The following is a 13,047-nucleotide window of genomic DNA, read 5'->3' on the forward strand; positions in this document are numbered from 1 at the left end:
CGATACTCTTACATTCATTCGGTATTAGCACCCCTTTCGAAGTGTTGTCCCCATCTTGAAGGTAGATTGCTTACGCGTTACTCACCCGTTCGCCACTTGGTGTTTACCGAAATAAACACCCCGTTCGACTTGCATGTGTTAAGCACGCCGCCAGCGTTCGTCCTGAGCCAGGATCAAACTCTCCAAAAAAATTATTTTTCGAAGAACCGATTGGCTCTTTAATTATCTGTTTAAAAAGAATTTATTAGGTAATCTGCTATAAAGCAGATACCGCACATTCGTTTATGTTAGAAAACATATTGTGCATTGTTTAGTTTTCAAAGAACATTTCTGTTTTTCCAACTCTCTCGAGCTGACTTTTAAAATTATATCTTATGTTTTTTGTTTTGTCAACAACTTTTTCAAACTTTTTTATTTTGTTTGTTTTGCTGTTTTTAAAACTCTTTATTTTGTTTGTTGCTCATCAGCAACGTTGATTATTATATATCATATACATAAAACTTGTCAATAACTTTTTTCAAACTTTTTTATAAAAATATAAAAAAAGTTTGAAAACCCATATATATCAATATATTAAGGGTTAAAAACAATAAAAGAATAGCCACTTTTATAAGTTACTATCCTTTTATTTTTCTTCATTATTTTTACTTATATATACCTATATATTTCAATAAAGATAAAATCAAACCATCTTTTAAATCTACAGCTTGGTGTGGACATAATTCTTGACAACAATAACATCTTATACACTTTTGATAATCAATATTTACTTTTTTATCTATTATAGTTATTGCTTTTGGTGGACAATGATGACTACATCTACCACAAGCTACACAATTTTTATTTATTACAGGTTTAGATGTTAACTGATTTTGCCCCAATTTTAAAATAAATTTTGGTACATATGTATCTTGCATAGATTTATATGTATGTGGCTTTGCGAAATGAAATTGCTCATCTTTTCCATCACCAACAACTTTTATATCTTTTAAACGAACAATTCTTTTTTCTTCAATACCAGCTGCAGCAATTGGCATTGCTTCTGCGTCAAGACCCATCTTATCTGCCATAATTAAATCAGCAGCAAAACCGTCACTACTTGCGATAATGATTTTAGCATCTACAACATCACCACTCATAGGACCTTGACCTTCCATAGCTGTTATACCATCAATAATATTCAATGTCGGTTTTATTGTTTGATATAAATCTACCATCACATGGGCAAAATCTATATGTTTTTGCATTCTTAAGTGAAATCTAGCTTTATCTGTACCTACTATACAGCCAAAAAGATTTTTAACAGCTCCTGTAACTCCCATAAAAACATGAGTTTTCATCTTTGCTACTGAAATGATTTTGTCAAAATCAGATAAACAATCTACCAACTCAAATTGTTTGATAAATCTACCTTCCATATAATTGTAAGCTTTACTTTGTTTAAAATATACAAATGGAACGTTTTCCTCTTCACAAATTCTTAATATACCTGTTCTTTTTGCTGTAGATTTTAAATTGCTAATTCCTGGTGAATCGCCAACAGCTGGTAAAGCTCCCATATTTTTTACTGCTTTTATAACAGCTCTTACTACTTCTGGATGAGTTGTTACTGCTTTTTCAGGTGTTACATTCGTCAACATATTAGGTTTTATTAAGACTTTGTCACCTTTTTTTATAAAATTTTGCCAACCTCCAATTAAATTTACTGCGTCATTTACAGCCTTATCTACAATTTCGATATTATAATTATCAGCTTTTACTACTGATACTTTCATTACTTATAATTCCTTTCATTAATAAAAATGCCAAAACTCAATAAATAAGTCTTGGCATTTTCATATTATTTACCAGCAATAAAACTATCTGGTTTTTCTTGTGATAAACCATAATGATATAAAATAGCTTCAATAATTCGTTTAGAAGCTTTACCATCACCATATGGATTACATGTATTTGCCATACGTTGATATTCATCATGATCAGTCAATAAATATTTTGTTTCTTCATATACTTTTTGACGTTCTGTACCAATTAATTTTACAGTACCTGCTTTAACTGCTTCAGGTCGTTCTGTTGTATCACGAAGAACTAATACAGGTTTTCCTAAAGATGGAGCTTCTTCTTGAATTCCGCCTGAATCAGTCAATACCAAAAATGCTCTATGCATTAAATTAGCAAATGGTTCATAATCTAATGGATCAATTAAATGTACAGCTTTGATATTGCCCAATTCTTCATTAACCACTTCACGAACTTTTGGATTTTTATGCACTGGGAATACAATTTCTACATCATCAAATTCATTGACTATATCTTTTAAAGCTTTATATACATGACGCATTGGTTCGCCTAAATTTTCACGACGATGAGTTGTTACCAAAATGATACGTTTATTTTCATAATCTATATTTGCTAATTTTTCATCATCAAATTTAAAATCATCTGTTACTGTCTTATGCAATGCGTCAATAACTGTATTTCCTGTTACGAAAATTTTATCTTCTTTTGTTCCTTCAGCTTTCAAATTACCACTAGCTGTATCAGTAGGAGCAAAATGAAGATCTGCTATTGCACCTGTTAATTTGCGGTTCATTTCTTCTGGGAATGGTGAGTATTTATTATATGTGCGCAAACCAGCTTCTACATGACCTACTGCTGTTTCATGATAATAAGCTGCTAATGCACCTGCAAAAGTAGTAGTTGTATCACCATGAACTAATACTATATCAGGTTTTTCTTTAGATAATACTTCATTTAAGCCATTCATAGCTTTAGTTGTAATATCAAACAAAGTTTGACCTTGTGCCATGATATTTAAATCGTAATCTGGCTTAATATTAAATAAATTCAAAACTTGGTCCAACATATCACGATGTTGAGCTGTTACTGCAACTATTGGTGTGATTAAATCAGGATATTTTTTCAATTCCAACACCACAGGTGCCATTTTAATTGCTTCTGGTCGTGTACCAAAAACTGTCATTACTTTAATTTTCTTCATATTTATACCTCATATATACAAAAAAGGCAGGTTTTCCCTGCCTTTTCTTTAATAACTAATGTGTTCCTGCATTATTTTTCATACTGAAAATACCTATTTTTTTAGCACCAAATAGGATTATTACAGCTACAAATACAACAATCATAACAGCTACACTAGTACTTACTTCAGTTAAGGCAATCGCCGCTAAACCTAAGAATGCACTGAAAACATACATTAAGAGTACAGCCTGTCTTTGGGAAAAGCCCATTGCCAATAAACGATGATGTAAATGTCCTTTATCTGGCTTAAATATAGGAACTCCTCCACGGTAACGACGTACAATCGCAAAAGTAGTATCTAATATTGGTAGTCCTAAAGCTAATATCGGTACAATAAGCGCTATAGTAGCAGCACTCTTTACAGCACCTATAACAGAGATAGCTGCAAACATATATCCTAAGAACATACTGCCTGTATCTCCCATGAAAATTCTTGCTGGATTAAAATTATAATGCAAAAATCCTAAAGATGAACCTGCTAAGGCTGCTGTTAAAAATACTACTGGTAAATCACCACTTTGCAAAGCTACTAAAAGTATAGTAACAGTCGCAATTGTTGATACCCCAGCTGCTAAACCATCTAAACCATCAATCAAATTAACTGTATTAGTAATTCCAACTATCCAAAAAATAGTAACTGGAATTGCTAAATATTCCAAAAAGATAAAATCACCAAATGGGTCTGTAATAAAATCAATTCTAATATCAAATGCCACTAAAATACATGCAGCCAAAATCTGTCCTAATAACTTCACTTTTGCAGGAAGACTGATGAAATCGTCTATTATACCTACAATTACAATGAAAGTTCCACCTAATAATAAACCTACAATTTCTTTGCTAAAATCAAGCATACTACAAACTGCTATCATGAAAGCCAAATAAATCGCAAGTCCTCCTAAACGAGGAATAGGTTTTTTATGAACTTTTCTTGGGTCTGGCTTATCCATGGCACCTGTTTTAACTGCAAATTTTATAACTAACGGTGTTAGGGCATATACAGCTATTAATGCTGTAATAAATGCTAAAAAATAACTAGGCATTACATTCGCACTCCTTTTCCATTAACACAGATTATAACTCACTAATAATTTGATTGTCAATAAATAATCAAGCCTATTTTGCTTATTTATCATTGTATTTCACTAGGAGCTACCTCAATAATGGAACCATCTGTTTCTAAATATACAACTTTTGCAATCATAGCATTTTTTAACATTCTACGACAAAGTAAGCAAGGTTTACCAGATGCTAATGTACCATCAGCATTATAACCTACTATATAAATAGTTGCTCCCTTCATCTTTACAGGGTCAGCTGCAATAACTGCATTTTGTTCAGCATGAACTGCTACACAAAGCTCATAACGCTGTCCTTTCGGAACATTATATTTTTCACGTTCACAATTACCAGTATCTATACAGTTTACTTCGCCTCTTGGTGCGCCATTATAACCAGTGGAAATAATGATTTTATCTTTTACAATAATTGCACCATATTTGCGTCTTAAACATGTGGAACGTTTGCCCACTGCTGTGGCAATATCTAAAAAATATGTGGTCCAATCAGGACGAACTTGTTTTGTCATTTATAAAAACCTCTTAAATAGTACCAAAAATTCTATCGCCAGCATCACCAATACCTGGAACAATATATCCATGTTCGTTCAAATGATCATCTACACAAGCTGTGTAAACTGGGATGTCTGGATGTCTTTCATTAAATGCCTTTATACCTTCTGGAGCAGATAATAAACACATGAAAATCATGGATTTTGCTCCACGTTTTTTTAGCATTTCTACAGCTTCTATTGCTGAACCACCAGTAGCAAGCATAGGATCTACTACTAATAATAAACGTTCATCAATATCTTTTGGCATTTTACAAAAATATTCAACTGGCTCTAATGTTTTTTCATCACGATATAGACCAATATGACCAATTTTCGCAGCTGGTATTAAATTAATAATACCATTAACCATGCCAAGACCTGCACGTAAAATAGGAACTACTGCCACTTTTTTTCCTGCTAATGTTTTTGCTACACATTTTGCCACAGGAGTTTCTATTTCTATATCTTTTGTTGGGAAATCTCTTGTTACTTCATAAGCCATTAACATAGAAATTTCATCTAATAATTGACGAAAATCTTTTGCACCTGTTTCTTTTTTACGCATTAAAGTCAACTTATGTTGAATTAATGGATGTTTTATAATATTTACTTTTAAATCTGACATAATATCCTCTTATTTTTCTTATTCTTCATATAATGGGAATTTCTTACAAATAGCTTGAACTTTTGCTTTTGTTGTTTCAATAACAGCACTATCTTCGCGATTTTCGATGACATCAGCAATGATATCTGCTACTTCACGAATATCTTCTTCTTTTAATCCTCTAGTTGTAAGTGCTGGTGTTCCTAGACGAATACCACTTGTTACAAATGGACTCAATGGTTCAAATGGAATTGTATTTCTATTTGCTGTGATACCTATTTCATCTAATAAGAATTGAGCTTCTTTTCCTGTGATATTTTTAGAGCGCAAATCTACAAGCATTAAATGATTATCTGTACCACCTGATACAATTCTAAATCCTTTTTTCACAAGTTCATCTGCTAAGGCTTTTGCATTATCTAAAACTTGTTGCTGATAAACTTTAAATTCATCACTTAAAGCTTCTTTAAATGCTACTGCTTTTGCTGCTATTACATGCATCAATGGGCCACCTTGAATACCAGGGAAAATAGCTTTATTAAATTGTTTGCCAAATTCTGCATCACGACAGAGGATTAAACCACCACGAGGTCCTCTAAGTGTTTTATGTGTAGTTGTTGTTACTACATCTGCATATGGCACTGGACTTGGATGAAATCCTGCTGCTACTAAACCTGCAATATGTGCCATATCAACCATGAAATATGCACCCACAGATTTTGCAATCTGTGCCATGCGTTCAAAATCGATAACTCTAGAATAAGCACTAGCTCCACCAACGATTAATTTGGGTTGATGTTCTTTTGCTAATCTTTCTAATTCATCATAATCGATGCGTTCAGTTTCTTTATCTACACCATAAGGAATAATTTTAAAATATTTACCAGAAATATTTACAGGGCTACCATGTGTTAAATGACCACCATCTGTAAGGTTCATACCTAAAATAGTATCTCCTGGCTGTAGCAAAGCAAAATATACTGCTGTATTTGCTTGTGCTCCGGAATGTGGTTGTACATTTGCATATTCTGCACCAAATAATTTTTTAGCACGGTCAATTGCTAATTGTTCTACAACATCAACATATTCACAACCGCCATAATAACGCTTACCTGGATAACCTTCTGCATATTTATTTGTAAGTACACTACCTTGTGCTTGCATAACAGCTTTACTTACAATATTTTCTGAAGCAATCATTTCCAATTTATCACGTTGACGAGAAAGTTCTTTGTTGATGGCTTCTTGTATTTCTGTATCAACAACATCTAAATTTTTCAATAAATCCATATAATTATTCCTCCACCTAAAGGGTTATTAATTATTTATAATAATTAATTTTAGAGATTGATTTTATTATTTTGCTTCTAAAGCCATGATTTTATTTACACGACGTTCATGACGACCGCCAGCAAATTCAGTTTTCATCCATGTACGCACGATTTCATCTGCAATTTCAAAACCAGTTGTACGTCCACCCATTGCTAAAACATTAGCATTATTATGTTCACGAGACATTTTTGCTGTATATGTTTCATGGCAAAGAGCAGCTCTAATACCTTTGATTTTGTTTGCAGCAATAGAAATACCAATACCTGTACCACAAAGTACAATACCTCTATCAGCTTCGCCATTAGCTACTGGTGTACAAACTTTTTCAGCGATATCTGGATAATCTACAGATTCTGTGCCAAAAGTTCCTACATCTTCTACTTCTACTTCAGCAAATTCTTCTTTTAATACTCTTTTTACTTCTTCTTTTAAATCCACAGCACCGTGGTCACTACCAATAATTAATTTCATCTTAATCGACTGTATCCAGTCTTTCCCTCCTTATAGCTTTAATAGCTAAAGCTCAATTATTTCATACTATGATTATTTTATCATAATACAAAAGTTAATCAAAGGATTAAATAAAAATACTATTAAAGCCACTAGCCTTATGGAGCCTATTCATAATAGCAAGCCCTATGCCTTTATCTGTTGTACCTTGTGCTAAAATTATATCCACATCTTTATCATCAAAATAGCGCAAACCTTCATATATTTCACTAGCTATTTGCGCTAAATTTTCTTGGCTACCATAGGAAAAAGTATTTTGATGATTTAATTCATTAGCCACTTCATCGCTTACAAGTAAGCCAACTTTTTTTCCTTCATTTTCATACTTATGCAAAATCTCTTTTATTGATGATGACATCTTTTCGTTATCACCTTCAACTAAAATCATATCCACTTTAGGTGCATAATGTTTATATTTCATGCCTGGAGCTTTTGGTACTACATTAGCTCCAACAATAGCTTTATCAATTTTCACTACAGGGAAAATTTCTTCTAACATTTCTTTAGTAATAGCTCCTGGTCGTAAAATGATAGGAACATCTTCTGTACAATCTACAATTGTAGACTCTACACCAAATTGGCAAGCTCCCCCATCTAAAACCATATCTATTCTACTTTGTAAATCCTTATAAACAGCTTGTGCTGTTGTTGGACTTGGTCTACCTGAAATATTGGCACTTGGTGCTGCTATTGGTGTATCAGCATATTTAATCAAAGCTCTGGCTATGTCATTATCTGGCATACGTACTGCTATAGTATCAAGACCACCAGTTACTGCTTTTGGTACGATATTGCTTTTCGGTAAAATAATCGTGATAGGGCCTGGGCAAAAAGCAGTCATTATCTTTTTTGCCATTGGTGTTACTTCACTCACAATGCGGCCTAACATTTTTTGGTCATTGATATGCAAAATTAAAGGATTATCTGATGGTCTTCCTTTAGCCAAATATATATTTTTTGATGCTACTTCATTTAAACCATCTCCGCCTAATCCATATACTGTTTCTGTTGGAAAGGCTACTAAACCACCATCTTTTATACATTGCCCAGCTCTTTTTAAAGCTTCATCATCTATTGAATTTATTTTTATTAATTCTGTTTCCATGCCAATACCACCCTGTCAATACCTGCATAATCCTTGATGATTTCTATATTTTGCCAACCATTATCTATTGCCATCTGTTTCACAGGTTCAGCTTGATAAACGCCTATTTCCACAGCCATAAAACCACCATTTTTTAAATATTTCATGCCTTGAGTAAATAATCTTTGATAAAAGCTCAACCCATCTTTATTATCTGTAAGTGCCAATAATGGTTCATAATCTTTAACATCAATTTCTAAAGTTGCTATATCCTTTTGCGGAATATATGGCGGATTAGATACAATCACGTCAAAAACTTTATCTTTTACTGGCTCAAATAAATCGCCTACAAAAAATTCACATCTATCATCTACTTGCAAATTCTGAGCATTTTCTTTAGCTACAGCTACAGCATTAGCAGAAATATCCACTGTAAAACCTCTTGCTTTAGGTAAATTTTTAAGCAAAGATAAAATAATTGCTCCACTTCCTGTACCAATATCTACAATATCATAACTTTGTTTATCACCAAAATTTTCATTTACTTTAGCTATAGTATTTTCTACTAAAATTTCAGTATCAGGTCTAGGTATCAAAGTATCTTTTGTAACTTTAAAATCAAGTCCCATAAATTCTCTCTGACCTAAAATATAAGCTACAGGTATATGGCGAGCTCTTTTTGCTACATATTCACGAAATTTTGCCAATTCTTTTGCTTCCATAGGCTCATCAAAATGCACATACAAATAAATTCGCTTCTGTCCCAAAACATGAGACAGAAGCACTTCAGCATCAAGACGAGCAGACTCTATACCCTTTGATTTAAAATAATTAATTGTCCAATTCAACAAATAACTTATAGTCCATACATCTCTTGATTTTTCCATATTATTTTACCTGTTTTAATCTTTCAGTTTGATCAGCAGTTATAAGTGCATTGATGATTTCATCAATTTCACCATTTAAAACAAAATCTAATTTATGAAGTGTAAGTCCAATGCGGTGGTCTGTTACACGACCTTGAGGGAAGTTGTATGTGCGGATACGTTCACTTCTATCGCCTGAACCTACTTGAGATTTTCTATCTGCTGCGATTTCATTATTTTGTGCTTGTTGAGCTTGTTCTTGTACTTTTGCACGAAGTACTCTCATCGCTTTTTCTTTATTTTTAAGCTGAGATTTTTCATCTTGACATTGTACTACGATACCTGTTGGAATATGAGTAATACGTACGGCTGTTTCTGTTCTGTTTACATACTGACCGCCAGCACCACTAGCACAGTAAGTATCAATACGCAATTCATTTGCTTTAATATCTACTTCTACATCTTCAACTTCTGGTAAAACTGCTACTGTAACGGCTGAAGTATGCACACGTCCAGAAGATTCAGTCTGTGGTACACGCTGTACACGATGAGTACCACTTTCATATTTTAATTTACTGTAAGCACCATAACCATTGATACAGAAAGATACTTCTTTAAATCCGCCAAGTTCTGTAGGATTTGCATCAAGCATTTCAACTTTCCAGCCCTGCATTTCTGCATAACGAGAATACATTCTGAATAAATCACCAGCAAAAAGAGCAGCCTCTTCGCCACCTACACCACCACGAATTTCCATGATAACGTTTTTACTATCATTTGGATCTTTTGGCAATAATAAAATAGGAAACTCGCCTTCTAATACTTCTTTACGTGCAGATAATTCTTTTACTTCATCTTCAAGCATATGTCTCATATCATCATCTATATCTTCATCAAACATAGCTTTATCTTCATCTATTGTTTTGCATATTTTTTTGTATTCACGGAATTTATCCACAAGTTCAGTAAGTGCAGCATGTTCTTGATTATATTTTTGCCATTTTGGCATATCTGCAATAATATCTGGGTCACTAATCAAAGATTCCAATTCTAAATACTTATCTTCAACTGCTTGTAACTTATCTAACAATGCCTTTCCACCTCATTAATTTTATTCAACTAAAAGATTAGCGGTAGGCTAATAAAAACCTTCCGCTAATTTTAATTTACACATTTATTTATTTCTATAATAAAATACTATATCAAATACTAGCATTTACTTTCAAATCATTTAAATCTTGTTTATCTATAGTATCATCATTTTTAGTTTCTACTTTTGCTGTTTCTTCTACTTCAATAGCAGCCTTTAGAGATTTTACAGCAACTTCTATCATTGAATCGTCAGGTTCTCTAGTTGTTAGATACTGTAACCACAAACCTGGCAAAGAAATAGCATGTACTATTTTATTTTTAGAACGACCAGCAAAACGAATTAATTCATAAGATATACCCGCTACTACTGGTAATAATAAAACCCTAGAAATAATACGTTCCCAAAGGCTTGGCCAACCTAAGAAAGAAAACATAAAAATGCTGACAATCATAACAATTAATAAAAATGATGTTCCACAACGTGGATGTAATCGAGAAAATTTCTGTACATTTTCTGGTATCAATTCAACGCCAGCTTCATAAGCATGAATTGTTTTATGTTCAGCGCCATGATATTGAAATACTCTTTGAATATCTTTAGCTCTCGATATACCATATATATATAAGAAGAAAACAATCATGCGGACTAATCCTTCCCATAAATTCATAACCACATGACTATCCGTAGTAATCAAATTAACAGAAGCTGTAGGAATTACTACAAATAATAAAATAGCTGCACATAAAGATATAGCCATAGTAATTGCAATATCTTTATTTGTAAGCTTATCTGCTTCTTCCTCTCCTGCCATCTGTGCTGAATAAGTTAAGGATTTAAGCCCCATAACTAATGACTCACCTAAGGATAATATGCCACGGAAAAATGGCTTTTTAAATATAGGATATTTTTCTGCTAGAGAATTTATTGGTTTTACATCAACTGTAATTACGCCAGAAGGTTCTCTTACTGCTGTTGCCACTTTTTTAGGTCCACGCATCATTACACCTTCAATTACAGCTTGTCCACCTACCATTAATTTTTCTGACACTTAAAATCCACCTACCTTATTTAATTATAAATCTATAATTAATATTTATTTTTAAATATAAATGAAGCAGAGCATTTCTGCTCTGCTTAGCATTCGTATTTTTATTTTTTGCCATAACGTTTGTTGAATTTTTCAATACGTCCACCAGCTGCCATGTCGCGTTGACGACCAGTGAAGAATGGATGACATTTGGAGCAAACGTCTACACGTAATTCACCTTTAACAGAGCCAGTTTTAAAAGTATTGCCACAACCACAGATAACTGTAGTTTCTTTATAATCAGGATGGATTCCTTGTTTCATTCTGTCGCACCTCACTCTCTGACATTTACTGATTGATTATATCACAGACTTGACATACTTGCAAGCTTTAGTTATACGAACTACATTAGTTTACAATATTTTTTATCAACAATCAATAGTAATTGCAAATATCGTTGTAAATACTTATAATAAAATAAGTTAATTATAAAATCTGATATAATGTTTTTATTTGATAATAGAGAAGGGATAAGTTTTTTATGAAGAAAAATAATAATGATTTACAACATGTATGTAGTTTTTGTAAACGCAATATAACTATACGTTCCCAATATGATATGCCTATTTATGACCCTCAAACAGGTTTTGCTATCTGTAAAAATTGTATCAAAGATATTTATGGATATATTGTTGAACATGATAAACGTGATGAAAAATCTCAAAATCGCAAATTCGTAAATAGTCTTGATGATATCTTAGCTAAAAATAAACCTCATGTCATCAAAGAATTCTTAGATCAATATATCATCAACCAAGACCGCGCTAAAAAAATATTATCTGTTGCTGTATATAACCACTATAAACGCATGAAATATGGTTATACTCATGATAAACGCGATATGAATATTGAAAAATCTAATGTAATTATGCTTGGTCCTTCTGGTTGTGGTAAAACAGCTATGCTTCAACATTTATCTAAACTCTTAGATATTCCATTTGCTGTAACTGATGCTTCTAGTCTCACAGAAGCAGGTTTTGTTGGTTCTGACGTTGAAGTTGCTGTAAGAAATCTTTACTATGCTGCCGACAAAAATATTGAAAAAGCTGAACATGGTATAATCTATCTTGATGAATTTGACAAAATTGCTCGTAAATCTGGTGCTAATAACTCTATCACAGCAGACCCTGGTCATGAAGGTGTACAACAAGGTCTTTTAAAAATGATGGAAGGTGGCGTTGTTGAATTTACAGCTCAAGGACAACGTAAACATCCAGAAGCACCTACTATTAAAGTAGATACTACTAATATATTATTTATTGTTGGCGGTGCATTCGTTGGCATTGAAGAAATCATCGCCAAACGTTTAAAAACAGATAACAGTGGTATTGGTTTTGGAGCAAATGTTAAAACTAAAAATGATAAACCAGTATTTAATGATTTAATCCATAAAGTTCGCCCAGAAGATTTGATAAAATTCGGTATCATTCCAGAAATTATCGGTCGTTTACCTGTTATCTGCACACTTGAAGAACTCACTGAAGATGATTTATTAAAAATCTTAACTGAACCAAAAAATGCACCTGTGCGCCAATATCAAGAATTATTAGCTATGGATAAAGTAAAATTAGAATTTGAACATGATGCACTCTTAGCTGTAGCTAAAAAAGCTATCGAACGCAAAACTGGTGCTAGAAGTCTTCGTGGTATCTTAGAAGATGTTATGCTTGATATAATGTATGAAATTCCTCAATCTGATGAACCAAGAAAAGTTATCATCACTAAAGATTGTATTGAAAACCACACTCAACCTAAAATAGAGCCAATATCTACAAACGATACACAAACAAAATCCGAATAAATTTATATAATAAAAC

At 32.8% G+C, this 13,047-nt stretch carries 13 protein-coding genes and 1 rRNA gene; 1 reads left to right on the forward strand and 13 read right to left on the reverse strand.

Annotation, left to right across the window (positions count from 1 at the left end; genetic code table 11):
* From BMX03_RS08575 to rpmE, 13 genes are all read right to left on the reverse strand, one after another.
* Positions 1-189 (reverse strand): 16S ribosomal RNA (locus BMX03_RS08575); the annotation flags it as partial.
* 455 nt (positions 190-644) lie between these two features.
* The gene (locus BMX03_RS08580) at positions 645-1,775 is read right to left on the reverse strand and encodes a DUF362 domain-containing protein (RefSeq protein ID WP_075554714.1); all 1,131 of its coding nucleotides are present in this window, start codon (positions 1,773-1,775) and stop codon (positions 645-647) included.
* A gap of 65 nt (positions 1,776-1,840) precedes the next feature.
* Positions 1,841-3,001 (reverse strand): non-hydrolyzing UDP-N-acetylglucosamine 2-epimerase, encoded by a 1,161-nt coding sequence (gene wecB / locus BMX03_RS08585; protein WP_008540014.1) that lies wholly within the window; start codon positions 2,999-3,001, stop codon positions 1,841-1,843.
* A gap of 55 nt (positions 3,002-3,056) precedes the next feature.
* The gene (locus BMX03_RS08590) at positions 3,057-4,085 is read right to left on the reverse strand and encodes a glycosyltransferase family 4 protein (protein WP_008540013.1); all 1,029 of its coding nucleotides are present in this window, start codon (positions 4,083-4,085) and stop codon (positions 3,057-3,059) included.
* A gap of 89 nt (positions 4,086-4,174) precedes the next feature.
* Positions 4,175-4,630, reverse strand: a complete 456-nt coding sequence (locus BMX03_RS08595) for a deoxycytidylate deaminase (RefSeq protein WP_008540012.1) — start codon at positions 4,628-4,630, stop codon at positions 4,175-4,177.
* 13 nt (positions 4,631-4,643) lie between these two features.
* Positions 4,644-5,279, reverse strand: coding sequence for a uracil phosphoribosyltransferase (gene upp / locus BMX03_RS08600; RefSeq protein WP_008540011.1), 636 nt, complete (start codon positions 5,277-5,279; stop codon positions 4,644-4,646).
* 18 nt (positions 5,280-5,297) lie between these two features.
* Positions 5,298-6,548 carry a serine hydroxymethyltransferase gene (gene glyA, locus BMX03_RS08605; protein WP_091694878.1) on the reverse strand — a complete coding sequence of 417 codons (1,251 nt, stop codon included), beginning with the start codon at positions 6,546-6,548 and terminating at the stop codon, positions 5,298-5,300.
* Between the two features lie 66 nt (positions 6,549-6,614).
* Positions 6,615-7,061, reverse strand: a complete 447-nt coding sequence (gene rpiB, locus BMX03_RS08610; protein WP_008540009.1) for a ribose 5-phosphate isomerase B — start codon at positions 7,059-7,061, stop codon at positions 6,615-6,617.
* A 106-nt stretch (positions 7,062-7,167) separates the two neighbouring features.
* On the reverse strand, positions 7,168-8,205 hold the full coding sequence (locus BMX03_RS08615) for an L-threonylcarbamoyladenylate synthase (RefSeq protein ID WP_091694881.1): 1,038 nt from the start codon (positions 8,203-8,205) through the stop codon (positions 7,168-7,170).
* Entirely contained in the window at positions 8,190-9,071 is an 882-nt protein-coding gene (prmC, locus tag BMX03_RS08620) for a peptide chain release factor N(5)-glutamine methyltransferase (protein WP_091694883.1), read from the reverse strand. Before prmC ends, BMX03_RS08615 begins: the two co-directional genes overlap by 16 nt.
* 1 nt (position 9,072) lies before the next feature.
* The gene (gene prfA, locus BMX03_RS08625) at positions 9,073-10,140 is read right to left on the reverse strand and encodes a peptide chain release factor 1 (protein WP_008540005.1); all 1,068 of its coding nucleotides are present in this window, start codon (positions 10,138-10,140) and stop codon (positions 9,073-9,075) included.
* Between the two features lie 112 nt (positions 10,141-10,252).
* Positions 10,253-11,191 (reverse strand): DUF1385 domain-containing protein, encoded by a 939-nt coding sequence (locus tag BMX03_RS08630; RefSeq protein ID WP_018999748.1) that lies wholly within the window; start codon positions 11,189-11,191, stop codon positions 10,253-10,255.
* A gap of 101 nt (positions 11,192-11,292) precedes the next feature.
* On the reverse strand, positions 11,293-11,493 hold the full coding sequence (rpmE, locus tag BMX03_RS08635) for a 50S ribosomal protein L31 (RefSeq protein ID WP_008539999.1): 201 nt from the start codon (positions 11,491-11,493) through the stop codon (positions 11,293-11,295).
* Positions 11,494-11,711: 218 nt separating this feature from the next.
* On the opposite strand from rpmE, the gene clpX reads away from it, so the two are divergent.
* Positions 11,712-13,031, forward strand: a complete 1,320-nt coding sequence (gene clpX / locus BMX03_RS08640; RefSeq protein WP_008539992.1) for an ATP-dependent Clp protease ATP-binding subunit ClpX — start codon at positions 11,712-11,714, stop codon at positions 13,029-13,031.
* Positions 13,032-13,047: the final 16 nt, after the last annotated feature.

Source organism: Megamonas sp. Calf98-2 (genome assembly GCF_900110235.1).
Lineage (GTDB): Bacteria > Bacillota > Negativicutes > Selenomonadales > Selenomonadaceae > Megamonas > Megamonas funiformis.